Here is a 26,905-nt window from a genome sequence, read left to right on the forward strand (position 1 = left end):
CGAACGCTGCCCTCCCGGCACCTGCCCCTCCGAGGCTTACAAGCGCAACCAACGCCCTTGCATCATTCAAGGCCCCACGACAAAGCCATACCGCAATCGTCGAGTATAGGCTGATCGACCCAAAAGACATGGATTCTCTTCATCGACTCATGTCGATTTGGCAGCAGTTCTTGAATTTCATTGAAGGCGACACTCCAACCGCCGCTATCGACACCGTCACGGAGACGATATTGACAGATGTGATTGCCGAAAATGCAAGCATTTCTGTGGGTTACGGTGAAAATGTCAGCACCATCCTCTACCCCCAGACGAATTCAAGGTTTCGAGAGGTGGAAGTGTCGGCACGGGATCAGGCAGCGGGTGATCTCTTTGTGCAGGTCTGCAGCAACGATTTCCGATCTGCATGGGAAATCGTCCGGACCCTCACCGCATTGAGTATTGGTAGAGCAGAGCCGAGATTTACCCACTTTGGATCCGTTGATTCACGCCAAGCGGGCCCCGCGCCGCGCAATACATTCGGTTTTCACGATGGCATCACTGACGCTGCCGGAGGTGCAATCACTCCTCCGGATCATGATCTACGAATGGAATTCGATCGACCGGCTAGCGGTAGCCTTGGCGGGACGTTCATGATCTTCCGTCAACTGCGCCTCGCGGTTGAGCGCTGGGACACTGAAAGCCTCAGCCGCCAGGAGCAGATAATCGGCCGCTCGAAGGCTACAGGCGTTCCCCTCAAGGGTGTACACGATTCCCACGTGGCGCTTATGTCGTCAGCCGCAACCAGGATCCTGAGGCGGCCATATTCCTATACCTATGGCCCCATTCCAAATGGCGGGATCGACGCGGGAATGCTCTTCATCGCGTATGCCGGCAGGCCAAATTCGCTTGTAAAGCTCGCTGAGCTTGCATTGAGCAGCGACCCTGTGGCGAGGTATGTGCATGATATCGATGGTGGTCTTTACTTTTTCCCTGACCGCCCATGGGACCAGTAGCGGTGCGCAGGCACAGGCGCCAATCGGTCTACCAGGGGACGCACAGCCGTCCCGTCGGAGCAGGTGGCCAAACGTCTTTCCGCACGATCCCCCACACGATGGACCGTGCAACTAGTTCCGTCCGACTGGCCGCCCCCGACTTTGTGAGCATCCGCTCGATATGATGAGACACGGTAGTGCTGCTCAGATTAAGCGCCGCCGCAATATTGGCATTTGTATGCCCTAGGGCCAGTTTCGCGATTACATCGACCTCCCTCACAGTGAAGTGTCTGGAACTGCAGCAACATGGTGCCGAAAGATCGGTGACAGAAACCTGACTTGAACTCTCGCCGTCCTGCGCGGCCCCCATGAGCCCCCCTAGCTTCGTCTGTCGCGCCTAGCCGCACCCTGCTATTGAGAAGGCCCAAGTTCGACCAGTTCGCTTTCGTTTCCGTCCGGCGAGGTGATCTTTATAAACGCTTGTTTCCGATTATCCGAGTCACCCGACATGGCGGCTACATAGACGAGGCAGCAGTCGGGCACACCGCTCAGACTGATGGCTGCGGTTTCTGTGGTTAAGCCCTGTGACGTCTCTGAGAGCTGCGCATCGTCGCGGAGCAGTCCCCAGCTGTACGCGACCTCTTCTGCCTGTAGATCCGAGATTGAGTAGCCGCCCACGAGAGGTGGCGGCACTGCGGTCGACCCGCACTCTTCATCGATCGCGAGAACCTCTTGCGATCGGGCGATGGTGACAGTCGCGCAGACTTCGCCTCGGGTCTCACTGGCGGTTGCTTCGACAGTGATTGTGAGATCGCCGGCAGTAGTCGTGACGGCCGTCGTGGGAGGTTGCTCGGGCTCCGCATCCCCCGCCGCGCAGGCGCTGCACGCGAGCGCCACCGTCGCCACGAACGCACGGCGCAATCGGCCGACTGTGACCTGTCTATTCGCCGGCATACATGCAACGGCAGCGATGTCGCTACCGGGCGTCAGGCGAACGTGACCTGCCATATCAGTATCTTCCTGGTCCACAAATGCCATGGGCAACGAAAGTGCGGGTGAAGTCCGGGCTCTCGCCGCGCGGACGTCCGGGCGTGCCGACAGAGGTGCTCTACGCTGCGTTTGCGGTTGTGCTGGAGAAGCACAGGGCCCCTCCCGTATCATCGGAAGATGGACAGAAGTTCAGCCAGAGGAGTAGATCCTGCTGATCTGGCAGCACTGATCGGGGTGCTTGCCGTGTTGCAGGGCAGGATTTCCACGGGCGAGGTCTCAGCCGACGCAGTGATCGCTTTGGGCCAGCGTCTGGTCATCGACGCGGGTTACCAGGATGAAGACATCGAGCGTAATGTCCGGCAGGCGTTGGACGATCTTGGGCAGCGGCTTCGCTACGCGGCCGGAGAGTACGACGTTCTACCCGAGAGCGAGCCAGTACCACCGTCATGGCGTGACTAGCGCCGCCCATTGCTGGAGTCTGCTCGGCAGCCCGGGCGATCAGTGATCGCACACCCGGGCTCCCTGAGGCGGTTGGCTGACGAGAGCCGGTACCGCGTCCACAGTTGCGCGCAGCGTGGGTCGGGTTGGTCATGTACCTCCTCCTCTTGCAGGTAGTGCTGTACATGCCCGCCAGAAGCGGTTTGCGGCTGGGTAGTGATGAAGGGGGCTGGGGCGCCGGCCAGCCGCAAGATCAATAGGAATGGCTAAAGGCCGCTCAGGGGGAGTTCGAACCCGGCCGGACCATCACCAGTGACGCTGCGCCATTGGGCGCGGCGGCGGCCTTCATCCCCGCGGGGGTAGGGCAGATCTGCCTCCAGTGCGGCGGCCTCGATGGCGCGCATGGTGGTCCCGACGCCGGACGGGATCGGCGAGTGCTTGATCCAGTGGCCGTTCTGGAGGGTCCATGCCTCGCACCGGGACAGGTTCGGTCCGGTGCCGTGCCACACGCGCAGGACCACTGGGCTTGGCGCGCTGGCCTCTGCGGTGGCGATCTGCGCGGCCAGTGACGACAACGAACCGTCGATTTCCGGGACCAGAGAACGCAGTACCGACAAGGCCCCGGCCTGGTCGATAGTGCCGGTGGTCTCATCAGCGGCGCTGCGCACGATTGCGGGTGCGTATCCCATCGCGACAGAGCGTCCGGCCCAGGCCAGCATGCTCAGATCGTTGATCCCGTCCCCGACAGCTATGGTGCGCTCGACCGGGATCTTCAGGCGTCGGCGCACATCGTCGAGCGCGACCGCCTTGTTCACGTCCCGTGCTGCGATATCGAGCCAGTCCGGACCCGTCGGCGTGACCGTGACCCCTGTGGCGTGCAGCGCATCGGTGACCCGGCGGATCTCGGGCGCCACGATGACGATCCTGGTGGCGGGCCGAGCCACCAGGTCGCCCAGCGGGACGAGCTTCTGCTGGCCGTTGAGCTCTCCCGGCGCGAACGGATGATTCGTGCGCCAGCCCCACCCGACCTCCTCTACGGCGACCCGCACTTCCGGAGCCATCTCCATGGCACGGCGGATCACCGGTTCCGGGTCGAACGTGCGAGCGGCAACGACCTCGTACCCCGACGGTGCAGACGGGTCCAGGCGCACGGTCAGGGCGCCGTTGGAGCACACACCCCAACCGTCGGTTAGCCCCAGTCGGATAGCGATTGGCACCAGCCCGATCAATGAGCGACCGGTGGCAAGCACGATCTGATGCCCGGCAGACCGTGCCAGGTCGAGCGCCGGGATGGTGCCGGAGGGGATCTTGTTGCCGTCGTCGACCAGGGTCCCGTCGATGTCGAGGGCGACGAGCGTGCGGGTGCACGTGGTGGTCGTGGCACTCATCGGACCGCCACCTGGCGAAGGACCGACCGGACCTGGACCTCCAGGCCCTCGACCACACCCGTCCAGAGGGTGTGCCCGGGCACGAACATCCGGTGATCGAGCGGAAGATCGCACCCCAGGGTGCGTGCGATCTGCTCGCCCTCGTTCAGGTCCACGGGCTGCACGCAGATGCGGCCTCGGGTCAACGTGACGATTTCGATGTGTTCCGGTCCCACGGCGCGGATCGCCTCGGCGGCGACGTCCATGGCGAACGTGAGCTGGTCGGCCAAGCGGGTCGTGGTCATGGGCTTGCCCTTGTGTGTAGGGGGGTGGTGGAACGGTGACTCGGTAGCCGGGGAGGGCTGGGATCCAGTGAAATACCCGTAACCGTGAACGCGTGAGGAAAAAGCGCCGGGGCATTCATCGGCGGCAACCGGAAATTTCCGGGGCGATCGCTTCTTCTCGATGCCGTCGTGTGGCTACCGTGAACGAGTGGGAGGCAACCAGATCCTCAAGACGCGCATGGCGGAATCGGGCTTCACCCAGGCAGAACTGGCTGAAGCCGTGAACGCCGACCTGCGCGCGGCCGGATACGAAGGCACCGTCAGCGACCGGACGGTCCGCAACTGGCTGACCGGAAAAACTCGATGGCCCCACCATCGCCAGCGCGCCGCTCTGGAGGCGCTGTTCAACTGCCCCGTGACGGAGCTGGGCTTCACGACCCAAGGAGACCGCACCCCGACGGCGCCACCGCAGGGTGGGGTGCGTCGCCCGGTCAGCGACACGGTCAGAACGATCCGCCCAACGGTCGCTGTCCCGTCCTTAGGTCCTCGACAGCGCGTCGGTCTCGGCGACGTGGAGCGGCTGTTGGCGAAGTTCGCGCTCGTGATCGCCGATGACCACCGGTATGGCGGAAAGCTCACCATCGAGGTTCAGGCCGCCGCACTGGCCGGGGAAGCCCTCGCGCTCCAGGCGCGGGGCACGGCGAGCCAGCGGGTGCGGTCCGCCCTGTACGGCTGTGCCGCGTCCTTCACCTCGAGCGCGATGTGGGCCGCGATCGACGGTCGCCGGTTCGATACGGCGCAACGTCACTTCGATCGAGCGGCCAGCCTCGCGGCCTTCTCCGGGGACTCGACCATCCAGTTCCGTATCTGGTCCCACGCCGGCAGCCTGTACCGACACATGGCCAGGCCCGTCGACGCGCTGGCCGCGAACGACGTCGCGCGCCGTCTACCCATCGCGCGCCGTGACCCGCTGTTCGCTTCTCTCGGTCATGCGCGGCACGCGGCCATCCATGGCTTGACGGGCGACGCCGGAGCAGTCCGCCAGGCTGTGGGGCACGCCCAGAACGCTCTGCTGCAGGCCGACCCGGATGAACAGCGGCCGGTATGGATCACCGCGTTCTACGACCAGGCGGAACTGGAGAATCTCGCCGTGGCCGCGCACCTAGCCCTGGGTGACTACGAGGGCGCCGAAGCCCGCGCGCACCGAAGCCTGGCGCTCCTTCGCCCGGAGATGCGACGCACCCGTGCCATCACAACCGCCCGCCTCGCCCGCGCCCAGCTCGGCCAGGGCGATCTGGAACCGGCCGTAGTCACTGCCATGTCTATCCCGGCCGACCCCACCGGTCAGCACCCCCGCGTGACCGGCATGCTGCACGACTTCGGCAACGCCCTGCACCTCACCGCGGGCTCCAGCCCGCACACCCGCAGCTGGGACCAGTACATCCACGACGGCCGAAGGAACCCACAGTGATCAGTGACGGCATCGAGCTGCGCCACGCCACCGACCTCGACGGTGTCTGGAGCACCCTGATCGAGATCTACGCCGAAGTGCGCGCCGACCAGCTCCACGAGCCTCACTACTCGGTGGAGCGGTACGGGGAACGGCTCGCTCGGCACGGCGCCGAACCCGGTTGGGAGACCGTCATCGGGTTCGACGGAGACGAACCAGTGGGATACGCCTACGTCAACACCCTCCAGCCCGACGACCGCTGGTGGCAACGGATGACCACGCCCCTGCCCGAGGGCTGCACCGAGCGGTCCACTGTGGCCCTCAAAGAGATCATGCTCAAGGTGCCGTGGCGGGGGACTGGAACCGCACGGCGCATCCACGACGAACTCCTTGGCAGCCGCTCCGAGGAGCAGGTCTCCCTCCTGGTCAACCCGCTGGCCGGGAACGGCAAGGTGAAAGCGCTGTACGAACGGTGGGGCTACTACGAGATCAGCACACAACAGCCAGCATCGGACGGGCCCGTCCTGACCGCCATGCTCCGCACCATCCACGAACCAGCGCCCGTCGACTAAGACCTCCTTTCAGAATGATCGGAGTATCCGCTATGTCCGGTCTGCAGTGCAGGCTGCCGACTCGCGATCGAGGATTTGGTCCCTGACGGGCTTTGGGAGCAGGTCGTGCCGCTGCTCCTGGCGCCGACGCCGCGTCTGTAGCGGCACCACGGCCAGCCGATGGCCCCACCAGTTCAAAACGTCTGTGTGCCCGCTACGGGGTCCAGGCCGATCTCCACCTCGGCCTGCTCCACTTGGCCTGCGCCTTGATCTGCTGGCGCAAGCTACCCGGCCGATCACTCTGAAACGGGTCTTGGTCCGGGGTCTTGAAGGCGGCGGGCGGCGAGCAACCGGGCCTGGCACATGGGGTCTGGACGGGCACAGCCGAAACGTAGCCACCTGCGTGGTGAACGAGTCGGTAGCCACACCTGTATCACCGCGATTTGCGGTAATACGCAGTGGAACGTCCTATCGTAGGTCCCTAACAGACGACCGAGGGGTGCGCGTGGGCCTTCAGGAGCAAGGACTTCGTGTAGGCAGCGAAGTCGTCAAGCATGTTGTCAGTCGGTGGCTGGGCCTGCGCAGAGAGCAGCGCGAACGCGACGCGGAGTTGACCGACATGCTCACAGTTTCGATTTCCGATGTACTCACCCGGCGCAAGCTCGGTCGCCAACTTGAGGACATTGTCGACCAAGTCGCAGACCGGCTGACCCCGCTCTACGAACAGGAATTCCGCGATGTTCCACAAGAGGAACGGGCGGCTGCACTCACAACCGTGACCGACACTCTCATGGTTGCGGACCTCAGCGACGATGCCCTGTTTGCTGCCGATGTCGACCCTCGCAAGCTCGCATCGACGATCCGTGCCCGCATGCCAGACGCCACCCGGCGTAGCGCCCTCAGCGAGGGCGCCGCCAGCCTGTACGACCAGGTCTTGGACCAGTGCTGCTTGGCCTTGGTGCACATCTCCCAGCAGCTGCCGGAATTTGCCCCGCGGGCGAGCAGCGAACAGCTGGCGCGGCTTGCCCGCCTGGCAGAAGACATCGGCGAGGTGCTGCACCGGTTGCCACGGACGAGCCTGATGGCCCCGGTAGGTACCGAGCTGGATGTGGCGTTCCGCGACCGATACCTGACAACGGTTAGCCGGCGCCTCGACCACTTGCGTCTGTTGGGTGTCGATCCTCAGCACAGTCCGCGCACGCGCGTGTCCGTGGCCTATCTAAGCCTCACCGTCACTTCCGACGGAGCGCGAGATCTTCGACGCGGCGACGACGACTGGTTCGCCGATCGAACTGACCAGCGCGAGCGCGGCGGCGTCCGAGCCGAAGACGCACTAGCTGAACATCGACGCACGCTTCTGCTTGGTGACGCGGGACTTGGCAAGACCACATTGTTGCAGTGGCTCGGCGTGCACAGCGCGCGAGGCACCTTCACCGGTCCACTCGCGGCGTGGAACGGGCGGGTGCCATTCCTGATCCGGTTACGCGAGCATGCAGATGGTGGTTTGCCCGCCCCGGATCGTTTTCTTCACGGTGTCGCCGACGCCGATGCGGGGTTGATGCCCCAAGGCTGGGTGCATCGTCAGCTCGGCGACAATGCACTTCTGCTGGTCGATGGCGTCGATGAGGTGGCGCCAGCCCAACGGCTCCGGGTTCGTCGCTGGCTCGAAGATCTGGTGGACGACTATCCCGAACTGCCGATTGTCGTTACGACTCGGCCACCCGCGGTGCGCAAGACGTGGCTACGGGATCTAGGCTTCGGGCCCGTACTTCTGGAACGGATGGGTTCCAGCGAGGTCGCAGAGTTCGTCCGCCGGTGGCACACGGCCATCCGCGATGCTGCCCAGGCCAACCCTTCTGCTGCCCCGTGCGCCGTCGACGAGGTCGACAGCTACGAAGCAGCGATGCTGCGGCAGCTCGACTCAGCACCGCACCTGCGGTCGCTGGCAACTACTCCGCTTATGTGCGCTCTACTGTGTGCCGTGAACTTAAGCCGCCACATGCAGTTGCCTCAGGACCGGATGGCGCTTTACGAGGTGGCAGTAACCATGCTGACCGAGCGACGCGACACCGAACGCGGCGTGCAGCACACCTTAGCTCTGCCGCTGAAGGCTAAGCTCGCTATCCTGCGTGACCTTGCCTGGTGGCTGACTCGCAACGGTCGGGTAGAGGCCTCACGCATCGACGTGGCCCACCGTGCCGCTCGCACACTGGAACAGTTGCTCGACACCAGCGTTGAGGCCGACGCCGCCGTCGAGTTTCTAATCGAGCGCAGCGGGATCATCCAGGCTCCCGCAGAGAATCGAGTCGACTTTGTGCACCGCTCGTTTCAAGAGTATCTAGCTGCCCGCGAGGCCGTCGACGAAGACGACATCGGCATTCTGGTCGGCCACGCACACCTCGATCAGTGGCGTGAGACGGTGGTGATGGCGGCAGGGCACGCCGCACGCAAGCAATGCACTCAACTTCTCACCGGCCTGCTCGATCGCGCGGACGCCAAGACAGATCGCCGTAACACGCGGGCCCTGCGGCTTCTAGCCGCCGCGTGCCGAGAGACCGCCGAAAAAGTAGACCCCGAGGTCAACGCAAGGATCGATGCCGCACTCGACGCGATAGTCCCACCCCGCAGCAGCCGGGAAACCCGATCCCTGGCCCGTTCGGGTGCCGGTGTGCTGCGCAAGTTGCCGGCCCGCCTCGAAGAGTTGTCCGATGCAAGCGCTGCGGCCTGCGTGGAAACTGCAGCGTTAATTAATGGACCCGATGCCCTGCAACTGCTGGCCAGCTACGCCACCGATTCGCGGCCGCGCGTGCAGCGCGCGCTTGTCGATGCGTGGCGTTACTTCGCCCCAGAGGTATATGCGAAGGATGTCCTCGCTGGCGCACCTCTTGATGAAGGCGAGGCCATGGTTGGACGGGCCCAGCATGTTCGTTGGTCCCACGTTCTGCGCAATCTCTCGGCTTTGGAGGTCCAGCTCGATCACAACATCGAGGACCTGTCATTCTTGGATGGCGGAAATCACCTAACCCGGCTGTGGTGCATCTCTAATAAGCCCGTTGATCTGGCGCCGCTACACCAGCATGGCGAAATCGCGGAACTAAATATATGGGGTGAAGGTGCGCAAAACTCGCTGGAGGTGTTGGCGCAGCTGAAGTTATTGAGCCTCGGGCTCCAGTTGCGGGATGAGCCAGCGGACTTGTGCCCTATAGCAAAAATAGAAATGATGCAGAGGCTCTATCTCAGAGGTGCTGGTTCTGTTGACCTCACGCCGATCCGCGAACTTCAGCGACTTACGACTCTGGGGCTTTTCGGCCACACCACAGATCCAACGGCGCTGATTATGAGCCTGCCCAACCTTGACAGCATTTCCCTTGGAGCACTGCCTTCCGGAGGTGTCGCGGCACTCGAAACAGTCCTCCCGCAACTTACCAACTTCAGCATCACGAGTAAGGAGCTCGATACGGTTAACTTGGCACTCGCTTCGCGTCTCAGACACCTCGGCCTAAGTGGCTGTCCAGTGTCCGATATCGGATCTCTGCAAGGTCTTACCAAACTTTTCGATATTCGCCTCGATGGAACCCTCGTTACCGATTTGTCGCCCCTCTCGCATCTTTCCGAACTGCGTCTGATCGATGTTCGCGGCTGCCCGAAGGGTCTCGATTTGGCACCGCTTTTGGATCTGCCTCAGAAAATGATCTTCTTGGCTTCGCGTAGTTCCGACGTGCGCGGCATCGACTCCGCGCGAGAGCGCGGACACAAGATCTACCTTTCCTAGTACACCTATGGATTGAGCGATGGTGCCGGAAGCCTCATTGGCGGCGCTGTGCGCAGCAGACACGTCGCCACCCCACCACCCGCGAGGTGCTGCGCATGATGACGTGCGCCCACCGACACGCGAACGAGCCCTTGGTCCGCTTCAATACTTGGGTCGGCACAGACGCGAACGGCTGAGCTACGCGACCGGCGCGACAGACAGGCCGAACCGGGACTATGACCGCCCGCGTTCAGTCTGCAGATCTGGCCCCGGCCACCCTCCCGGCGCGGAGGACCAGCTGCGCCGCGTCTCCTCGATCGATTCCCGCGGTGCCCGCCGGAGGCATCGAGCCCTTCAACTAGTCGGCCAGATCCGGCATCGGCTGCCAGCGATCGTCAAGGCGCTCGAGACGCCCCTCGTCGAGGTGCCCCTCCTGGATTCGTTGCCAGCGCCAGCGTCGGCCCTGCGCGTCGCGGAACCTGACAGAGGCGACAACATCAGCCTCATGGTCCGGCTCCACCACATCCACTCGTATGGGCTCGGTGTTAGGAGGTAGATGCCTCAGATGTCTCTCTGCAAGGACGTCACCGGTTCCGCGATCGTGGACCTGGTACGTGACATCGAAGACTCCCGCGGACGAGTAGTTCGCCAAGAAGCCGTGCAGTGCTAATGCGGCTCCCTGATCGCCAACAGTGACGTGATAGCGGTTGAGCTCCACCTGGACAACTTCGACTCGGTCAACCCACCCAACCACCTGCATTGCTTGCGCCCGCCGGTCGCGCGTCTCACGTGCTGTTGCCTCAGCCCGCGCAGCATCCCGTTCTTCCCGCAGCCGGTCTTGCTCCTGGGCCGACTCATTCCGCACGCGCCACGACTCGCCGATCCCAAAGTACAGAGCCACCAGGACGGCCAGGAGAGTGCCGATTGCGCCCAAGAACTCCGCCCACTGTGAAGCCCAGCCTGCCAACCCGGTCAGTGCCTCGAACCGCATGGACTGTCTCCCTCTCGTGGAATGCCAATCTTGCGAGACCTGAAGAGTCGGCACCCTCCCGGGCCGACCTTGCGCACACGCTAGTGGAGACGGTGTCTGGTGGACCGGTACGACTGAGGTGGGCTGAACCTCATGACTCTGCCGACACGAGGCAGATCGCCGAGACGCACGACCGGTGCTTGCGCGCTCGCAGATCCCGGTCCGGTGCCGGTCCGCAGATAGTCCGCAAGAGGTCCGCACGGGCCCATCCGGCCTCAACGTGACCAACGGCCGGGAGCGTTGGAATCCCAACGCTCTCGGCCGTTGTCGCCGGTGCCAACCCGTGCCATATGCCTGGGCTGCGATTCACGAACTACCGCTGAGCATGCGGACTAGCAGTTCGATCGAACCGCTAAGCACGCTCGCGTGATCCAACGGGTCACTTCGCATCTTCTCGGTCCGCAGGGTGTCTTCGTCAAGCAGTTCACCCTGTCGTGAGGCAGTTTCACCCGAGACACGAGGTCCAGCTGCTGGGATCATGCCTGGCAAGCGATGGAATAGCAGGCGCGATGGTCCGCAACGCTCGAATGAGATTGGGCCTCAGTTTCAGAGCCGAAGCGGCCGAGGTCGAGGCGTTCCTGGATGGTGCTTATGTCGAGCCCGGAACTACCTGACGATCAAATTGCCTACGGACCACCGGTTCTTACTGGCACGTAGAACAGGGCAAGGCAAGTCGGCGGTTCTGGAGCGACTAGAAGAGGGTGGATAGTGGGAATCGTAGAGACGATCGCATTGGGCGTCTTGTCGAGTATCGCGGCATCTGTTCTTTGGATACTTGCACTTAGCCGAATCAGGCCGAGGCTCGTTATATCGTCAGAAATTGCAGAAGATCCAAAATCGAGTTCTGATTCGCCCATCTTTCGAATCAAGGTCGTGAACCGGAGTCGGCGAGCGGCCACAGACTTACGATTTCAGGTTGATCTAATGACGTTGGTCCGGGCGAAGGGTGGCAACATTAACCGACGAGTGCCACTCCATTGTGGGAACGCGCCACTCATGTTTCCTCGCCGCGACCGCTCAAACAAGGATCACGACAACGCGTATCGCCTGCGAATAAGTTCCGACATCCGCGCCCTTCTCAGAGATCAATCAAACGCCTCGATTCGTGTTCAGATTTTTGCGCGCCACGAGCTGTCGGGTATCGGAAAAGTATTCGAGCAGCGGTACTATCACCCGAGTTCCGAGATTATTGTGGGGAGCTTCGTGCGCGGACAGGAACTCACACTGATACCGGAGGAGCCCACGCAGGGTGCTAATCGGGCGTAGGGCTGCCATCGCCCTGACTAACTGGCATTTACTCTTCGCGGTCGCCGTAGCTACAAGTTCAAGAGGGGCCGATGGTAGCGGCTGGCCGGTCTGTCGAACTGCGACTCAGTTTGGTCGCCTCGGTGGATTTGCGGTGGCCCAGTCTTGCCGCGATCCTCGACTCCGCCGAAGCCTAGGTCGGCACGACGAAGGATCCGGCATCACAAGGCCACGGGCTCCTCGGCACCTTCCGCTGCGTGGCCGGGCACAGCGTCGGGTCGTCGCCGAGTCCAAGAAAAGTCCACAAGATGTCCGACAGCCGCCAGAACTGACCGGCGCTGGCCAACGCAGAAACCGCTAGATTCCAACGATTCCAACGTGGCCAGCACCGGCCGTCGCCCAGGTACGACTTCGAGCTCTACTACGACATCTGATCCGGTGGCCCTGTAGGGCCTGGTGATGTCCCCGAAACGGCGGCTGACCTGCTCTTACGTCTTGCGACGTTGTGCAGCGTTAGCCGCCGTTTCTCGTCATCCTGTGTAACTCTCGTGTAATTCCCCAGGTCGGCCGTGCGGGTCTGTAACCCGACCATGCTTCTGGCTCGGTGTCCCTGTCCTCCGTCGTCCTTTGGCGCGGGCCCCGTCTCGGACGTCGGTTCTGCCGGCATGGCAACCGGTCCCGCTCCGATGCACCTGCGGTACAGGGTGCACCTGGTCGGCGGGGCCGGTTGCCATGCCGGCGGGTTCGGTGTCAGGGTCCCGGTCAAGCCAAAGGACGACGGAGGATAGGGGCAGCGCCCCTATCCTCTTGACTCCAGCAGGTGCCCGCCGGAGGCAGACAACTGAGGCGGGACCAGATCTCTACTGCTGGTCGGGTGGCCACGTAACGACCACGTCCGGGCCGGAGAGGAAGCCTGTGAGGACGAGCAAAGGGGTTGCGATGCCGTGGACTATCAAGAACCAGCCGATGACCTTGGCGAAGGCATAGAACCACTGGTTCTTCGGTGCATCAGGGTCTCTGAACTGCGCCTTCAGCATGTGTCCCGCGATGGGCCGATTCCAGACGTTCAGCGCAACGCCCGCAGCTATGGAGGCGATGCCGAAGGCGATTGCGACAGCCTGGTCCTCGATGATCACTGGCGGAATGTACCGTCGCCTGGTGACGGAGGACCAGGGAAACTGCCCTCGATGTGTCCAGGGCCGGTAGGCCGTCAGGGGTGCGTGGCGGGGGTGCGCAGAGCGAGCGTCAGCGAGCGGGGCGCGGGGCCCCGCCTCGCGGGGCCCCTGCCGGACGGACGGCCCGGCGCGCGGAGCGCGCCCTTGAACGCGGTCGCGTAATGGTCAACCGACAGGTGAAGCTCTTCAATGGCAATCGCCAGGCGTTCGCGCTTCCGAAATTTGAGAAGACCCGCGAAGTACCTCTTCCCGCGACGGTGAGCAAAGAGTTGAAGGACCATCTCAAGCGGAATCCCGCCGTAGCAGTGACACTTCCCTGGAAGGATACGGACGGCCCACCGACGACGGTTAACCTCATCATCACGTCGCGCGAACGCAAAGCGCTCAACCGAAACTACTTCAACCCGTTCATCTGGAAAAAGGCTCTGGAAAAGGCCGGTGTCCCCGATGAACGAGACAACGGCTGCCACATGCTGCGGCACGTGTACGCGAGCACGCTCCTGCACGACGGCGAGAGCATCAAGGCCGTCTCCGAGTACCTGGGCCACTCGGACCCCGGCTTCACGCTGCGGACCTACACGCACCTCATGCCGGGCAGCGACAAGCGCACGCGAAAGGCCGTCGACTCTCTGCTTGGTGTAACCCGCGTGTAACTCGGGCCCGCTGAGGACGCGTCTGCCCAGGTCAGCGGCCAAATCGCTATCTGACCTACGACATCTGACAGCCGGTCCCCCGTGACCTGCTGAGATGCCCCGAAACGGCGGCTGACCTGCGCTTACGTCTCACGACGTCGTGCAGTGTCGGTCGCCGTTTCTCGTCAGCGGCTGCCGTGGTCAAGCGCCGCCGGCCTCGACGGGCGGCGCCGGCGTCCGACGTCGGAAATATGCGACGGTCAGCACCGCGAGCAGCGGGCCCCACGCCAGGAGCGGCACGTAGCAGACCAGCAGGATCACCTTCTGCGCGACCGTCGGGAAGAAGTAGTCGAGGCCCCCGCTGGTCGTCCCGCGCCACACGTTGACGACGGCGAACGTCCAGATCCCGGTGAGCGCGGCGGCCCCGAGCGCCGCGGGAATCGTCGCGGCAAGCCGGTGGATCGGCCGCCCGCCGACGAGGGGCAGCCACCCCGGCAGGATCTCGCCCCACCGCTGAACCAGGCCCAGGGACAGCAGGGCCAGCACCTCGGCGACCAGTGAGAGCCCGACGATCTGTACCCGTTCGGAGAACGGGAGCACTATCGCCGCGTTCGCGACCGGCAGCCCGGCCACCAGGGCGATCCGCCACAGGCCGGACGGGAGCGTGATCAAGGCGAGGACGTGCGCCAGTCGGTGTGCGCCAGGAGTGACACCCGAGGCAGCCCGAGGCATGGAGTCGGTTGGAATGCTCATGTCGTCGATCGTGGTCGGGATGCGCGCTGACCGGATCACCCGCCTGTACGAGCCTGCCTCCCCCGGTCGGGTGACTCCCGCACGGGCCGCACGCCGGATCTCTGCTGGCCAGCGGCACACAATCGCTGCACGGTGAGGTGATGGCACGGTCCACCGCACAGTCGACGACGACTTCGACGCCGCTCCCGACTCGGCCAGCATGCGGTTCTGGCGGGGCCGGCAGCCGGTGCAGCAGCTGAACGTCTGTTATCAGGACGCCTGGGAGTACGCAGATCCTGACGATCCGGGGCATACGTTCGAGCTGGCCAACCCCCCTGGCCGTGCCGGGGATTTCGGTACAGCCGTGTCGCGAAAGATCGACCACGTCCTGGTCCGCAGCGGGCTGCGCGGTCCGACCCTGGGCGTCGCCGACTGCCGGCGGGTGCTGGACCGCCCCGTGGACGGGGTGTGGGCGAGCGACCACTACGGCGTCGTCGTCGATCTGGTGGCGCCGCCCGGATGACCATGCATCTGCTGCCAGGACGGGCGTGATCCTGGCAGCAGATGCATGGTCAACCGCGGTCCACCACCGGCTCGAACCGGTCGTGCACCGTCTGGCACACGCCCTCGCCGTGCGTCAGCCCGGGCAGGTCCCGCTGCAGCGCGGCGACGCTGCCCGCCGGGATCTCGCCGCGCACGACGGCGATCCCGACCCCGCCGGCGACACCCCCGGCGCCCGACTCCGTCGGCACGCCGCCCAGCCGTCCGACCAGGGACGTGACCGACCCGGCGACGTCGTCAGGCATCTCGATGACGAACCGGTGGACCGGCTCGCACACCACCGTCCCGGCCCGCCGGACCGCGGCGGCGAGCACGCGCGGCGTCAGCCCACGGAAGTCGGCCCCCGTGCTGGACATCGCCTTGTTGAACTTCTGGTGCATGTGGCTCTGCCGGGGTGCGTAGCCCGAGTGCGTCATGACCACCCGGGCATCCGGGATCGGCCACCGCAGGGAACCGCGGGCCAGCTCTCTGCGGACGGTGTCCTCGACGGCGTCGAAGAAGGCCGGCGGCATCGACCCACGTTCGCACTCCAGCTCGAACGTGACGCCCGACCCGGGCAGCACGGGCTCCACGCGCAAGCCGATCGTGGCCAGGAACTCGTTGCCGTCCTGTTTCTTCACCTCGAGCGCGTGCCCGGTACCGACTATCCGTTCCTGGCGCGCCGTGCGCACCTCCCCGAACCGCGCGTCCACCGCGTACTCCCGCTGCAGGACGGCGGCCAGCACCTCCCGCTGGACCTCGCCGTACAGCGAGACGGTGATCTCCTCGCCGCGCCGCCGGACCCGGATCAGCGGGTCCTGCTCGGCCAGCTCGGTGAGCGCCGCGTACAGCCGGCCGCGGTCGCCCGGGGCGACGCCGACCACCGTCTCGTACGACGGCGGCGGGAACTGGCTTGCCCGCTCGTCCCCGGGCAGCGCACGCCCGACGACGTCGCCGACCCGCGCCGTCGAGAGCCCGTGCACGACGGCGATCTGGCCTGCCTCCGCTGTCCGGCGCGGTTCGAGCGCCCCGCGGTGCGCGACGCTCAGGCCCGTGACCCGCTCGGCCCGGCCGTGCCCCAGGTCGAGCTTGTCCCGGACCTGCAGCGCACCGGACCGCATCCGGACGAAGGAGCGCTTCCGCCCGCCCTCCCGGTCGATCGCGAAGACGACTCCCGAACGCGCAGCGGCGCTCTGGTCGGTATCGACAGCGGGCAGGTAGCGCCCCAGGGCGGCAGTCAGCTCGGGCACACCGGCGCCCGTCACCGCCGACCCGAACAGGACCGGGTGGGCGGCACCCCGCCGTGACTCGCCGGCTAGCCAGGCACGCAGGCCGTCGTCCGGCAGGGACACTGCCCGGGCGGACGGCGTTCCCGCGGCCACGACCCGCTGCACCGGCAGCACGTCGGGGCTGAGGCGGCGCGCGACGGCGTCGGCCACCGCCTCCGGGCGTGCGCCGCGCCGGTCGATCTTGTTGATGAACACGATCACCGGCAGCCGCAGCCGCTGCAGGGCGCGCATCAGCACGAGGGTCTGGGCCTGCACGCCCTCGACGGCGGACAGCACGAGCACCGCGCCGTCGAGCACGGCGAGGCTGCGGTCCACCTCCGCGATGAAGTCCGGGTGGCCCGGCGTGTCCAGCACGTTGACGGTGACGTCCCCGGCAGGGAACGACGCCACCGAGGCGCGGATGGTGATGCCACGCTCCCGCTCCAGCGCGAGCGAGTCGGTGGTGGTGTCGCCGCGGTCCACGCTGCCGGGGCGGTCGATCACGCCCGCGTGGTGCAGCAGGCGTTCGGTCAGGCTGGTCTTACCGGCATCGACATGGGCGACGATCCCGAGGTTGAGGTACGACAAAGGCTGTCACGTCCGTTGTGCGGAGGGTCAGGGCACGGGGCGTGACAGCTGTCATCGGAGTTCCTTTTCGCTCGGGAGGGCACCACGATGCTCCGAGCCGCGCGATCAGGGCAACGGTTTTTCGGGCGACCGCCCAGCAGCCGGGCGGGCATGGCGCGACGCCGTGGGCGAGAACGACAGGGTCTTGCAGTGATCAGATCGTGTCGGTCTCAAGCGGCTTGCGCGTCCAAGCCACGATCCGGGTCGCTTGGATCTCGACCCGATCGGCTTCCTCGAACGTCGCGACGATCACCTCTAGGTGCATATCGAACGCTGCCAAGAGGTCGTTATTCGTGACATTCCCTAGCGCCACTATCAACAGCCGACGTGGCCGCCCGTGCAGCTGGTGCGAGATGCGAAAGTCAGCGTCCTTGGAAACAACTACTCGGTCCTCGGCGTCTGCGATCGCCGTCACATCGGTATCCGACGAGTGGTTGCCGTCCGGCAGCTCAGTCGTGTGCTTCGCATCGTGACCTGCCTTGGCCAGTGCACGCGCCAGCCGCGCAGGCAACTGCGCGTCGACGAGAAACTTCACGCTGCGCTGACGGACACGACGGTGTGCCCACCCGATGCCAGCGCGCCGTACTCCAGCGCCGCAAGGAAGTCATCCCGCTCCAGGTCGGGATAATCTTCCAGGATCTCGTCAATGCTCATACCCGAAGCCATCAGTTCCAGGAGCATCTGCACCGGGTACCGCAAGCCGCGCACAACCGGCTGGCCGTGGCAGATCTGCGGGTCTGAGGTGATGCGCTCAAGACGGGACATGACGCAATCGTAGCGAGAAGCGGTCTCTTACACAGTGGGATCCGTGTTGTACCGCCTGTCCGTGTCCCGGGTTCGAGGACCGCCGGTGGGCTGAGGTAGGTCCACGCGGCGCCGTGCCCCTCGCCGACGCCTCACCGACCACACGGGTGCCGACCATGCCCGTGGCCCCGAGGACGACGATTCTCATCGCGCGACCTGCAACCGCTGAATCGGGGCCAAAGCGGGCGCCGGTGCCGATGCCCCGACCCCTGCTGGCACCGGTGCCGACACCGCCCGCCGGCCCCGAGGCGGCAGCTGCCCCGCCAGCACCGCCGCGAGCGCCAGCGCGAAGCCGGCGACCTGGATCCCGGACAGGCTCTCGCCGAGTACCCCGACGCCGATCGCAGCAGCGACCATCGGCGAGAGCGGGGCGAGGAACGCGACGGAGGTGACCGGCAGGCGTCCGATGCCGCGGAACCAGAGCACGTAGGCGATGAGGCCGCCCACCAGGCCGAGCCAGAGGTAGCCGAGCGCCGCCCGGCCGTCGATGGCCGGCGGTAGGCCCTCGGCGACGAGGGTGACGGGGACGAGGAACAGCCCTCCCGCGGTGAGCTGCCAGCCTGCGGCCGAGACCGGGCCGACGCCCTCGGGGCGCCCCCAGCGCTTGGTCAGGGTGACGCCGAGCGCCATCGAGACGGCGCCGGCCAGCCCGGCGAGGACGCCTGCCGCGTCGAGGCGGGCGCCCGGGCCGAGCACGACGAGGCCGACGCCGACGACGCCCGCGACGCCCCACGCGACCCGGCGCACGGACAGGCGCTCGCGGAGCACCGGCACGGCGAGGAGTGCGACGAACAGGGGTCCGACGGCGCCGAGGGTGGCCGCGACACCACCGGGCAGCCGCTCGGCGGAGATGAAGAGCATCGGGAAGAAGAGCCCGATGTTGAGCGTGCCGAGCACCGCGCTCTTCCACCACCAGGCGCTGCGGGGCAGTGCCCGGGCCGCCGAGCCGTTCCGCGCAGCGGTCGCGCGGCTGAGCGCGGCGCCGATCGCGACGGCGACGAGTCCGGCGGGCAGCGCACGCGCGAGCCCGGCGAAGAGCGGGTGCCCAGCCGGGAGCATCTCGGTGGTGACGAAGTACGTGGTGCCCCAGACCATCGGAGCGAGCGCCGTGACGGCGGTGAGGGCGGCGACGGCGGTGAGTGCCGCCGTCCGGCCCTGGCGGCGGCCTTGCCGGAGTGTCGTGGTGTCCATGTGCTCCAGTCTTCGCCCGCGACCACCGATGAGTCCAACACATCCTTTTCATGCGATCGATCGTGATGCACGATTGATCGCATGGAGCTCCAGCAGATGCGCTACGTCGTCGCGGTCGCCGAGACGTCGAACTTCACGCGGGCCGCGGAACGCTGCCACGTCGTCCAGTCGGCGCTGAGCCACCAGATCAAGCGGCTCGAGCACGAGCTCGGTGCCGCGCTCTTCGCCCGCACCAGCCGCCAGGTGCGCCTGACGGCGGCGGGCGAGGCGTTCCTGCCCGCCGCCCGGCAGGCGCTCGAGGCCGCCGAACGCGCCGCGGCCGACGCCGCGGCCACGGTCGGCGAGGTGCGCGGGCGGCTCAGCGTGGGCGTCATCCCGACGGTCGCCGCCGTCGACGTGCCCGCCGCCCTGCGTGACCTGCGACGACGGCACCCGCAGGTGCGCGTCTCCCTGCGCACCGGCCCGAGCGAGCTGCTGACGGCCGACGTCGCTGCCGGGCGGCTCGACGTGGCGTTCCTGGGACTGCCCAGCTCCGCCCGGCCGAGCGGCGTGCACCGCCACGAGCTGGCGCGCGACCGCCTGGTCGCCGTCCTCGCCGCGGACCATCCCCTGGCGGGCGCGGAGGGTCTGGCTCTCGCGGACCTCGCCGCCGAACCGTTCGTCGACTTCCCGTACGGGTCGGCGGGCCGGGCCCAGACCGATCAGGCCTTCGCTCACGCCGGCCTCGGCCGGGACGTCGCCTTCGAGGTCACCGACGCGCCGCTCATGGCCCAGATCATCCGGCACAGGCTGGCGATAGGCTTCCTGCCCTCCACCTATCTCCGGCGTGCGCCCGAGCTCGGCGGCCTGGCGACGGCCACCGTCACCGACGCACCGAGCCGCGTCGAGTACGTCGTCTGGGGCAAGCCCGGGCCCACCCCCGCGACGCGTGCGTTCCTGACGGCGATCGGGCTCCCGACGGCGCTGGTCGGCGGACGCTAGCCTGCCCCCATGATCGTGTGGCTCAACGGACCGTTCGGCGGCGGCAAGACGACCACGGCAGCGGAGCTCGTCGCCCTCCTGCCCGAGGCAGTCGTATTCGACCCGGAGAAGATGGGCGAGGCGATAGTCCCCGCCCTGAGCAGCATCGAACCGGTGCCGGACTTCCAGGACTGGCGTCCCTGGCGCGAGCTGGTCGTGGCGGCCCTCGTGTCGCTGGACCGCTACACGGACCGCACGGTCGTCGCCCCGCAGACGGTCGTCGTCGAGCAGTACTGGGACGAGATCATGTCGGGCCTGGCCGCCGCCGGCGTCGTGGTGCGCGCCTTCACGCTGGACTCCACGCCTGAGGAGCACGAGCGGCGGATCGCCGGCGACACCGTCACGAACGCCACCATCGAGGAGATCAAGCTTCACGAGGGTGCCGTCGTCGGCTGGCGGCGGCACCGCGCCCCCGACTACCGCGCGGCTCTCCCCTGGCTCGCCGAACGCACCGCGGTCATCGACACGACCCTGCTGCGCCCGGCCGAGGTCGCCAAGGAGATCGCGGGCCGGGTCGGCCTTCCAGTGACTCCGGCGTGACTACGGCACCACCTCGATCGCCACCGTCACCGTCTGGTTCCGGGTCCGGTTCGCCTCGTCCGTGTTGGGGTACGGCGGGTCGACGTCGCCCGCGCCGGCCACGTCGATCGCGCTCAGCGGGATCCCGCTGCCCGACGAGACGACCTGCGCCGCCGCGAGCGCCCGAGCGAGGCTGACCTCGGCGTTGTCGCGGTAGCGGCTCCCCGGCACCGGCGCGGTGTCGCTCGTGTGGCCCACCACGGTCACCTCGACGTCGGCCAGGTCACGGAGCCGTCCGGCCAGGCTGGTCAGCGTGCCGGCCCCGCCCCGGGACGTCTCCGCGCCTCCGGCCTCGAACACCGGGTCGCGGAACGTCACGAGGACGGATCGCGCGTCGAGCGTGGTCGTCCATCGTGGGTCGCCCAGGGCGTCCCGCACCTCCCGCAGAGCTGCCTCGCGCGACGTCGTCCCTTCCGCGGTCGCCCCGTCCGACGGCGGCGGGGTCGCCGTACGGATCTGGTTCAGGTCGTGCCGGAGCTGTGTGAGCTCCTGGGCCACGGCAGGGTCCGCCTGCTGGTCGGCGGGACGGGACGCGAGCGCCCACCCGGTCGCCACCCCGCCGCCCGCGAGCAGGAGGCAGGCCGCGGCGGCGCCCAGCATGAGGCCACCGCCCGGGCGCTTCCCGGACCACATCGTGCGGATCCGCCGGCGCCCGTCGAGGGCTCCGGCGTGCTCCGGGTCCAGGCGCTCGACGCGTGCCCAGCAGGCGTCGGCCCGGGTCAGGTCGCCGCGCTGGGCGTGCACGCGGGCCAGCAGGTCGAGGACCGCGACGTCGTCGCTGTCCTGACCGCCGACCGCGTCGAGCAGACGTCGTGCGTCGTCGTACCGGCCGGCCCGCGCGTGCAGCGCGGCGTCGGCCACCGCGGTCCTGACGGAGGCAAGGCCGGGCCCGGCAGCACCGGCTCTCTCGACCATGGCGCTCACTGCCCGCCCCCGCTACCCAGGAGCCCGTCCCCGAGGATCGACGGCGTGCTGCTGCCCCCGCCGCTCCGGTCCACGAACCGGTCGAGCCGCGCGTTGACACCGGTGAGCCGGTTCAGGTCGCCGGCGGCGACCGCCGAGCGGCCGTCGCCGAGGAGGCGCTGCACCTCCCGGCGCGGGTCGCCGTCCAGCTCGCTCTCCAGGGCCGCGAACCGGATCAGCGGAAGCTGCCCGTTGTCCTCGAACACCCGGATCGCGATGGACCGGACCTCGTTGGTCCGCCGCTCGATCACCGTGCGGTTGCCCTCCGCGATCGCGTCCTCGAGCTCGGCCTCGGCCCGCCTGAGCTCGTCGGTGTAGCGGCCGTTGCCGGCCTCCGCGACGACCTCGTTGGCGATCCCCTGCGCCTCGCGCCCCTCTTCGACGATCTTGGGCAGCTCCAGGAGCTCGTCGACCTCGTCGAGGGCGGAGTCGGCGTCGAGCAACCGGGCCTGGCAGGTGGCTGTCGCGTCCGGGTCGGCCTCGGACTGCCGCAGCAGCCGGTCGATCTCCTCCAGGATGCCGTCGGCGTCCAGCCGGTCCAGCCGGGCCAGCGCCTCGGAGGCCCGGATCTGGTCGCCCTGGCTGCGCAGGTCGTGGTACCTGGCGTCGAGCGCAGCACGGGCGGCCCGCAGGTCCGCGAGATCTGGCAGCACCGTGCGGACGAGGTCGACGTCGATCTCGAACTCGGCGTCGAGGAACGGGATGTACGCCTCGGCCTGGATACCGAAGCTGCTGTCGACGCGCACGACCACCTCGACCTCCGTGCCCAGCGGCAGGTCACGCTCGATGTCGTCCGAGCGGACGACGAGCTGGCCCACCACGGTGTTGCGGTCGGCGCGCGCGTGCTCCCCCGACAGGATCGGGATGCGCAGCAGGCCGGCGCCGGACCGCCGGTCGACTGCCTGCGTGGTCCGCAGGCCGTTGAGGCGTCCCGTGCTCGGCAGCTCGGTGTTGCGCCGGACCAGCGGCGCCACGGTGTTGTCGATGAGGCCGACGCCGAGCGAGTGGCTCATGGTCGGCGCGCCGCCCATCCCGCCGCTCTTGCGCTGGAAGGTCAGGCTCGCCTGGTCCGTGGCCAGCTCGGTGCCCGCGGGGTCGTGCACGGTCACCGTGAACGAGTGCGTCGCGATCTCCGGGGCCCTCAGCCGTACGGAGAACGACCCGTCCTGGCGCAGCGCCACGGCTCCCGTGGTCCACGGGGGCATGGTCGTCGTGTTGCGGATCTCGACGGTCCCGCCGGTCCAGTCGGCGACGCCGTCCGCCTGGACCCGGCCGCCGAGCAGCGGGTCGGGGTCCAGCCCGGCTGCCGAGTACTCGAGGTTCAGCTGCGCACGGCCCGGGGCAGCCGGTGCCGCCGCCCGCACCTCCCGGGGGATGCGCTGCGTCGCGGCGTAGATCGCGGCGCCGCGCGCCACCACCGTCATCGGGTCCAGGCTGAAGTCGAGCGGGATGCCGAGGCCGTCGGCCGGGTCCGCCAGCATCTCGCGCACCAGGGCGAGCTGGGACGAGCCGCCGACCAGCAGCAGCCGCTCGAACGCCGTCGTCGGGATCCCGCTCTCGGACAGCGACTGGCGGCACAGCCGGATCGAGCTCGCCACCAGCGGCCGCGCGATGTCTGCCAGGTCGTCGCGCGTCAGCTCGCAGTAGAACTCGACGTCGCGGCCGGCGTCGACCCTGATCTCTGCCTCGATCTCGACTCTCTCCTGCTGCGACAGCTCGACCTTTGCCGCCTCGGCCAGGCGCTTGAGCTGCGCGAGCACACCCCGGTAACGGGGGTCGTCGACCGTGACGTCGGTCAGCCCGTGGTCCTGCTGCAGCCGGGGCAGCAGGTAGTCCTCGACGATCGCCCAGTCGATCCGCTTGCCACCCAGCGAGTTGTCGCCCGCGTGGTTGACCACCGTGAACTCGCCGTCCTCGATCTTCACGACGGCGGCGTCGAACGTGCCGCCACCGAAGTCGTAGACCAGCCAGAACCCCTTGTCCGGCGCCTCGACGTCCGCCGTGTACGCCCAGACGGCGGCGGTGGGCTCCTGCAGCAGGGGCGCGGCCCTCAGGCCGGCGAGCTCGGCGGCCCTGCTGGTGGCAGCCGTCTGGTCCGCGGTGAACGCGGCCGGCACGGTGATCACCGCCGTCTCGATCGGCTCGCCCGTGCGCCGCTGCACGTCGAGGCGCAACGACTTGAGCACCTCCGCCGACATCTCCTCGGGCGACAAGGTGCGGCCCGACGCCTCGAACACCTTGTCCTGGTCGCGGCGGCCCATGCGGAGCTTGAACTCGGCGCACGCGTTGTCCGGGTCGGACACCACGCGCGCGCCCGCCTTCTGCCCGACGAGCACGCTGCCCGTGCGGCTCACGTACACCGCCGACTGCGTGAACTCCAGGTTCTGGGCGTTGCGGACCACCTCGGCGCTCGCGCCCTTCGCCTCGGCGACGGCGCTGTTGGTGGTGCCGAGGTCGATCCCGATGTCGATCGTGTCACGCATCGTCCTGTCCTCTCTTCTCAGCTTCTGGTCGTTCGGGCACAGCCACGATCACTTCGCCCTCCTGGATGAGGCGCCCCGCACGGCGGACCGAAGGGCGGACCGTCTCGACCACCGTCTCCTCGGTGACGTCCGGGTCGTCCTGGTAGGCGAGCACGCGCAGGTCCATGCCCACGTCGAACCGCAGCCCGTCGTGTCCCTCGACCTCGATCCCGGCCCGGACCAGGCGGTCGTCCGCGGCGGCCAGATACCGGCTCGCCCAGCGCACGGCGCGCGGCGGGTCCTGTTCGGCCCCCGGGCCGTCCACCTTGTTGCGGGCCCGCCAGAGCTCCGTCACCAGGCCCGCGACCACGTCGTCGGGCAGGTCGTCCGGCGGCGCGGCGGGCTGCGGACCAGGCAAGGCGACCGGCGCCTGCTCGACCGCCGGGTCCGCGACCGGACCTGAAGCCGGGCCCGAAGCCAGGTCCGAGGCCAGACCTGAAGGCACGGCAGGCGGCGGGATCCGGAACTCGGCCGGGAACCGGTGCTGCCGGGACCAGGCCGACAGGCTGCGGGCGCCGGGCCGGCGTCGTGGTGCGGCGTTCACCCATCCACTCCTTGCGTCGGTTGTGACAGCGGTTGTGACAGCCTCATCGGGTTCGGGAACCGAAGACGCCCTGGAAGAACTCGACGACCTGCGCGACCAGACCCACCGCCATGAACCCGCCGAAGATGGAGAGCACGACGGACCAGACCGGCCCGAGCCCGAACACGTTGTGCACGAGCAGCCAGGACGCCACGCCGCCGATCAGGAAGAAGAAGAGCAGTGGCGCGCAGCCCAGGTCGGGGCCACTCACTACCGCGCGCCGCGCCTGATAGCCCTCGATGTCCGCGATGTTGTTGTCCAGGAGCGTGGTGACCGACTGCGACGACGCCAGGGCGCGGGCGTCGCGGAGCAGGTCCAGGACGGTCTCGGTCGACAACGCCGCCGGTGCCGTCTCCACGTAGAAGTTGACGAACCCGAGCACGCAGTTGTTGACAGAGCGCGCCACCTCGTCCCGGCAGGCGCCGACCACCTCGTCGTCGTTCCCGAGAACCGCCGCGCAGGTCGCCAGCGCCGGCGTCGTCTCGTCGAGCAGCGCCGACGCCGCCGAGAGCCCGGCGGACGGGGCGGCCTCCCACGCGCTCTCGCAGGCGCTCCGTATCCGCGCCGTGACGGGCTCGACCGCGGCGCGGGCGACGTCCCGCACCAGGCTCGGCTCGAAACCCGCCCCGCGCAGCACCTTCATCTGGGGCTCCGCCAGCTCCTGGCCGAAGCCTGTGGCCTGTACCGCCAGCCCGACGGACACCCCGATGACGTGCTCCGGCACCCGGTCACGCAGCGCGCGGAGCACCGCGACGGACAGGCGTGGGTCGTCGATCTCCGCCGCGCGCCGCCGGACCCACTCCCACGTCTCCTCGGCAGCGAACGCCTGCGCCAGGAGGCGAAGGCCCGCCCTCCAGTCGCCCCAGGCGTCGTCGTGCGCCACCCTCCCGTCGGGGGTGGTCGCCTCCAGCGCCCGGCAGTGCGCGAAGACCGCGTGCTCGTGCCAGCTCGGCTGGTCCGGCCGGATCCAGAACAGCTCGTGCACGAGCCGGGCCAAGGGGTCGCGCAGCACCTCGAAGGCGGCGCGCAACGCGTCCGGGTCGTCCGACGGCGGGAGCGGCACGTCGCCGTCGGGCAGCGGCGTCACGTAGTACGGGTTCTGGGTCTCCTCCCGGTGCCTGCGCACCTGCCGGTTCGACACGTCGGTGGCCAGCCCCGTGACCCGGAACGCATTGTTCCGGTACAGCCCGTGCCCCTCGAGCGGGCGCAGCACGCGGTCGATGTCGCGCGCGACGTCGGAGGTGGTGCTCATCGGCTCTCCTCTTCCTCGGACGTGCCCTGGTGAGCGTCCTGCCACGCCGTCAGGGCGCTGCCCAGCTCGGCCGCGTCGGAGAACCGGCGCGTCAGGTCTGCCTCGAGCGCGCCGAGCACGATCCCGGCCAGGCCGGGATGCACGTCGCGGTTGAGGTCGTGCGGCGAGATCGGCGGCGGCCGGTGCCGGGCGCCGAAAGTCGTGGCCGGCACGTCCTCGTACGGCAGCAGGTTCGTGAGCAGGAGGTACGCGACCGTCCCGACGGCGTACACGTCCCCGGCCGGGGACGCGCCCTGGCCGTACCGCAGCGCCTCCGGAGCCATGAACGCGAGCGTGCCCTCGGAGCTGGTCAGCCCGGACCTGGCCTCGACCCGCCGGGCGAGCCCGAAGTCACCGACCCGCACCCGCAGCCGGTCCTGGTCGTACCCGACCAGGACGTTCCAGGGCGTGATGTCGCGGTGCACTACGGGCGGGTCCGACCGGTGCGCCACGGCGAGCCCTGCACAGAGCTGCACGAGGATCTCGACCGCGTCGTCGACCGGGACGGACCCGGTCGGCCGCGAGCGCCGGTAGTCGTCGAGGTTGCCCGCCGCCACGTACTCCATGGTGAAGAAGCCGCGGTCCCCGGCAGGCGTCGGCACCGTCCCTGCGTCGAAGACCCGCACGATGTTGGGGTGGCCCAGCCTGGACAGGAGCACGGCCTCGCCGAGCATCCGGCGCGTCTCGGCCAGCGTGCCGACCCGCTTGAGCACCTTCATGGCCTGGCGTCCCAGGAAGCGGTGCCGCACCCGGTAGACCTCGGAGTAGGCGCCCTGGCCGAGGTAGCGCTCGATCTCGTACGTGTCGCCGATCTGGCTGCCCTCGGTGAGCAGGCGCATCCGGTCTCCCTCCGACGACGTCTCGCTCGCACGGCTCTGCCCGATCGAGGTGCCCGATCGAG

At 67.7% G+C, this 26,905-nt stretch carries 25 protein-coding genes; 9 read left to right on the forward strand and 16 right to left on the reverse strand.

All coding sequences use genetic code 11. The features are described 5' to 3' along the window. Positions 1–128: 128 nt before the first annotated feature. Positions 129–992, forward strand: a complete 864-nt coding sequence (locus tag ACFO6V_RS08560) for a Dyp-type peroxidase (protein WP_377134225.1) — start codon at positions 129–131, stop codon at positions 990–992. Positions 993–1,020: 28 nt separating this feature from the next. Here ACFO6V_RS08560 and ACFO6V_RS08565 read toward each other — a convergent pair whose 3' ends face one another. After that, positions 1,021–1,341: a response regulator transcription factor gene (locus ACFO6V_RS08565; RefSeq protein ID WP_377134227.1), complete on the reverse strand. Its 321-nt coding sequence runs from the start codon at positions 1,339–1,341 to the stop codon at positions 1,021–1,023. 41 nt (positions 1,342–1,382) lie between these two features. Further along, positions 1,383–2,009 (reverse strand): hypothetical protein, encoded by a 627-nt coding sequence (locus ACFO6V_RS08570; RefSeq protein ID WP_377134229.1) that lies wholly within the window; start codon positions 2,007–2,009, stop codon positions 1,383–1,385. Between the two features lie 129 nt (positions 2,010–2,138). Here ACFO6V_RS08570 and ACFO6V_RS08575 point away from each other — a divergent pair, with 129 nt between their 5' ends. Next, on the forward strand, positions 2,139–2,420 hold the full coding sequence (locus tag ACFO6V_RS08575) for a hypothetical protein (RefSeq protein ID WP_377134232.1): 282 nt from the start codon (positions 2,139–2,141) through the stop codon (positions 2,418–2,420). Between the two features lie 245 nt (positions 2,421–2,665). Here ACFO6V_RS08575 and ACFO6V_RS08580 read toward each other — a convergent pair whose 3' ends face one another. Together ACFO6V_RS08580 and ACFO6V_RS08585 are read right to left on the reverse strand one after the other, a co-directional pair. Continuing rightward, entirely contained in the window at positions 2,666–3,787 is a 1,122-nt protein-coding gene (locus tag ACFO6V_RS08580; RefSeq protein WP_377134234.1) for an HAD family hydrolase, read from the reverse strand. After that, entirely contained in the window at positions 3,784–4,071 is a 288-nt protein-coding gene (locus ACFO6V_RS08585; RefSeq protein ID WP_377134236.1) for a hypothetical protein, read from the reverse strand. The genes ACFO6V_RS08580 and ACFO6V_RS08585 overlap by 4 nt, the downstream gene beginning before the upstream one ends. A gap of 187 nt (positions 4,072–4,258) precedes the next feature. Here ACFO6V_RS08585 and ACFO6V_RS08590 point away from each other — a divergent pair, with 187 nt between their 5' ends. From ACFO6V_RS08590 to ACFO6V_RS08600, 3 genes are all read left to right on the forward strand, one after another. Then, a complete protein-coding gene (locus ACFO6V_RS08590; protein ID WP_377134238.1) occupies positions 4,259–5,521 on the forward strand; it encodes a helix-turn-helix transcriptional regulator in 1,263 nt (420 codons plus the stop codon). Next, positions 5,518–6,072, forward strand: coding sequence for a GNAT family N-acetyltransferase (locus ACFO6V_RS08595; RefSeq protein ID WP_377134240.1), 555 nt, complete (start codon positions 5,518–5,520; stop codon positions 6,070–6,072). Before ACFO6V_RS08590 ends, ACFO6V_RS08595 begins: the two co-directional genes overlap by 4 nt. A 484-nt stretch (positions 6,073–6,556) precedes the next feature. Next, on the forward strand, positions 6,557–9,823 hold the full coding sequence (locus ACFO6V_RS08600; RefSeq protein ID WP_377134242.1) for an NACHT N-terminal Helical domain 1-containing protein: 3,267 nt from the start codon (positions 6,557–6,559) through the stop codon (positions 9,821–9,823). 337 nt (positions 9,824–10,160) lie between these two features. Here ACFO6V_RS08600 and ACFO6V_RS08605 read toward each other — a convergent pair whose 3' ends face one another. After that, positions 10,161–10,793, reverse strand: a complete 633-nt coding sequence (locus tag ACFO6V_RS08605; RefSeq protein WP_377134244.1) for a hypothetical protein — start codon at positions 10,791–10,793, stop codon at positions 10,161–10,163. A gap of 2,144 nt (positions 10,794–12,937) precedes the next feature. Continuing rightward, on the reverse strand, positions 12,938–13,213 hold the full coding sequence (locus ACFO6V_RS08610) for a hypothetical protein (protein WP_377134246.1): 276 nt from the start codon (positions 13,211–13,213) through the stop codon (positions 12,938–12,940). 215 nt (positions 13,214–13,428) lie between these two features. Here ACFO6V_RS08610 and ACFO6V_RS08615 point away from each other — a divergent pair, with 215 nt between their 5' ends. After that, positions 13,429–13,905, forward strand: a complete 477-nt coding sequence (locus ACFO6V_RS08615; RefSeq protein WP_377134248.1) for a tyrosine-type recombinase/integrase — start codon at positions 13,429–13,431, stop codon at positions 13,903–13,905. A 180-nt stretch (positions 13,906–14,085) separates the two neighbouring features. Here ACFO6V_RS08615 and ACFO6V_RS08620 read toward each other — a convergent pair whose 3' ends face one another. Then, positions 14,086–14,637 carry a hypothetical protein gene (locus ACFO6V_RS08620; protein WP_377134250.1) on the reverse strand — a complete coding sequence of 184 codons (552 nt, stop codon included), beginning with the start codon at positions 14,635–14,637 and terminating at the stop codon, positions 14,086–14,088. A gap of 343 nt (positions 14,638–14,980) precedes the next feature. On the opposite strand from ACFO6V_RS08620, the gene ACFO6V_RS08625 reads away from it, so the two are divergent. Next, positions 14,981–15,139, forward strand: a complete 159-nt coding sequence (locus ACFO6V_RS08625; RefSeq protein WP_377134252.1) for a hypothetical protein — start codon at positions 14,981–14,983, stop codon at positions 15,137–15,139. Positions 15,140–15,188: 49 nt separating this feature from the next. Here ACFO6V_RS08625 and ACFO6V_RS08630 read toward each other — a convergent pair whose 3' ends face one another. From ACFO6V_RS08630 to ACFO6V_RS08645, 4 genes are all read right to left on the reverse strand, one after another. Continuing rightward, positions 15,189–17,012: a GTP-binding protein gene (locus ACFO6V_RS08630; protein ID WP_377134254.1), complete on the reverse strand. Its 1,824-nt coding sequence runs from the start codon at positions 17,010–17,012 to the stop codon at positions 15,189–15,191. Positions 17,013–17,205: 193 nt separating this feature from the next. Then, positions 17,206–17,586: a DUF5615 family PIN-like protein gene (locus ACFO6V_RS08635; protein WP_377134256.1), complete on the reverse strand. Its 381-nt coding sequence runs from the start codon at positions 17,584–17,586 to the stop codon at positions 17,206–17,208. Further along, positions 17,583–17,816, reverse strand: coding sequence for a DUF433 domain-containing protein (locus ACFO6V_RS08640; RefSeq protein WP_377134258.1), 234 nt, complete (start codon positions 17,814–17,816; stop codon positions 17,583–17,585). The genes ACFO6V_RS08635 and ACFO6V_RS08640 overlap by 4 nt, the downstream gene beginning before the upstream one ends. Positions 17,817–17,999: 183 nt before the next feature. Continuing rightward, a complete protein-coding gene (locus ACFO6V_RS08645) occupies positions 18,000–19,046 on the reverse strand; it encodes an EamA family transporter (RefSeq protein ID WP_377134260.1) in 1,047 nt (348 codons plus the stop codon). 81 nt (positions 19,047–19,127) lie between these two features. On the opposite strand from ACFO6V_RS08645, the gene ACFO6V_RS08650 reads away from it, so the two are divergent. Both ACFO6V_RS08650 and ACFO6V_RS08655 read left to right on the forward strand, forming a co-directional pair. Further along, positions 19,128–20,027, forward strand: coding sequence for a LysR family transcriptional regulator (locus ACFO6V_RS08650; RefSeq protein ID WP_377134262.1), 900 nt, complete (start codon positions 19,128–19,130; stop codon positions 20,025–20,027). Between the two features lie 9 nt (positions 20,028–20,036). Next, a complete protein-coding gene (locus ACFO6V_RS08655) occupies positions 20,037–20,606 on the forward strand; it encodes an AAA family ATPase (RefSeq protein ID WP_377134264.1) in 570 nt (189 codons plus the stop codon). On the opposite strand, the gene ACFO6V_RS08660 is transcribed toward ACFO6V_RS08655, so the two are convergent. The 5 genes from ACFO6V_RS08660 to ACFO6V_RS08680 are packed head-to-tail and all read right to left on the reverse strand — an operon-like array spanning position 20,607 to position 26,843. Then, complete coding sequence (locus ACFO6V_RS08660; protein WP_377134266.1) at positions 20,607–21,560, reverse strand: OmpA family protein; 954 nt, start codon at positions 21,558–21,560, stop codon at positions 20,607–20,609. It abuts the gene before it with no gap. 5 nt (positions 21,561–21,565) lie between these two features. Further along, complete coding sequence (locus ACFO6V_RS08665; protein WP_377134268.1) at positions 21,566–24,091, reverse strand: Hsp70 family protein; 2,526 nt, start codon at positions 24,089–24,091, stop codon at positions 21,566–21,568. Further along, on the reverse strand, positions 24,084–24,674 hold the full coding sequence (locus ACFO6V_RS08670; RefSeq protein WP_377134270.1) for a hypothetical protein: 591 nt from the start codon (positions 24,672–24,674) through the stop codon (positions 24,084–24,086). The genes ACFO6V_RS08665 and ACFO6V_RS08670 overlap by 8 nt, the downstream gene beginning before the upstream one ends. Positions 24,675–24,717: 43 nt before the next feature. Further along, positions 24,718–25,965: a hypothetical protein gene (locus tag ACFO6V_RS08675; RefSeq protein ID WP_377134272.1), complete on the reverse strand. Its 1,248-nt coding sequence runs from the start codon at positions 25,963–25,965 to the stop codon at positions 24,718–24,720. Then, the gene (locus tag ACFO6V_RS08680; protein WP_377134274.1) at positions 25,962–26,843 is read right to left on the reverse strand and encodes a serine/threonine-protein kinase; all 882 of its coding nucleotides are present in this window, start codon (positions 26,841–26,843) and stop codon (positions 25,962–25,964) included. The genes ACFO6V_RS08675 and ACFO6V_RS08680 overlap by 4 nt, the downstream gene beginning before the upstream one ends. Between the last annotated feature and the right edge of the window lie 62 nt (positions 26,844–26,905).

This window comes from Promicromonospora alba, assembly GCF_042654905.1.
In the GTDB taxonomy this organism is placed as follows: Bacteria; Actinomycetota; Actinomycetes; order Actinomycetales; family Cellulomonadaceae; genus Promicromonospora; species Promicromonospora alba.

Bases quoted from the DNA above. Each gene is read 5' to 3' on its own strand.
- ACFO6V_RS08560 (WP_377134225.1), top strand. From the start codon at position 129: ATGGATTCTCTTCATCGACTCATGTCGATTTGGCAGCAGTTCTTGAAT.
- ACFO6V_RS08565 (WP_377134227.1), bottom strand. From the start codon at position 1,341: ATGGGGGCCGCGCAGGACGGCGAGAGTTCAAGTCAGGTTTCTGTCACC.
- ACFO6V_RS08570 (WP_377134229.1), bottom strand. From the start codon at position 2,009: ATGGCATTTGTGGACCAGGAAGATACTGATATGGCAGGTCACGTTCGC.
- ACFO6V_RS08575 (WP_377134232.1), top strand. From the start codon at position 2,139: ATGGACAGAAGTTCAGCCAGAGGAGTAGATCCTGCTGATCTGGCAGCA.
- ACFO6V_RS08580 (WP_377134234.1), bottom strand. From the start codon at position 3,787: ATGAGTGCCACGACCACCACGTGCACCCGCACGCTCGTCGCCCTCGAC.
- ACFO6V_RS08585 (WP_377134236.1), bottom strand. From the start codon at position 4,071: ATGACCACGACCCGCTTGGCCGACCAGCTCACGTTCGCCATGGACGTC.
- ACFO6V_RS08605 (WP_377134244.1), bottom strand. From the start codon at position 10,793: ATGCGGTTCGAGGCACTGACCGGGTTGGCAGGCTGGGCTTCACAGTGG.
- ACFO6V_RS08620 (WP_377134250.1), bottom strand. From the start codon at position 14,637: ATGAGCATTCCAACCGACTCCATGCCTCGGGCTGCCTCGGGTGTCACT.
- ACFO6V_RS08640 (WP_377134258.1), bottom strand. From the start codon at position 17,816: ATGTCCCGTCTTGAGCGCATCACCTCAGACCCGCAGATCTGCCACGGC.
- ACFO6V_RS08645 (WP_377134260.1), bottom strand. From the start codon at position 19,046: ATGGACACCACGACACTCCGGCAAGGCCGCCGCCAGGGCCGGACGGCG.
- ACFO6V_RS08650 (WP_377134262.1), top strand. From the start codon at position 19,128: ATGGAGCTCCAGCAGATGCGCTACGTCGTCGCGGTCGCCGAGACGTCG.
- ACFO6V_RS08655 (WP_377134264.1), top strand. From the start codon at position 20,037: ATGATCGTGTGGCTCAACGGACCGTTCGGCGGCGGCAAGACGACCACG.
- ACFO6V_RS08660 (WP_377134266.1), bottom strand. From the start codon at position 21,560: ATGGTCGAGAGAGCCGGTGCTGCCGGGCCCGGCCTTGCCTCCGTCAGG.
- ACFO6V_RS08665 (WP_377134268.1), bottom strand. From the start codon at position 24,091: ATGCGTGACACGATCGACATCGGGATCGACCTCGGCACCACCAACAGC.
- ACFO6V_RS08675 (WP_377134272.1), bottom strand. From the start codon at position 25,965: ATGAGCACCACCTCCGACGTCGCGCGCGACATCGACCGCGTGCTGCGC.
- ACFO6V_RS08680 (WP_377134274.1), bottom strand. From the start codon at position 26,843: ATGCGCCTGCTCACCGAGGGCAGCCAGATCGGCGACACGTACGAGATC.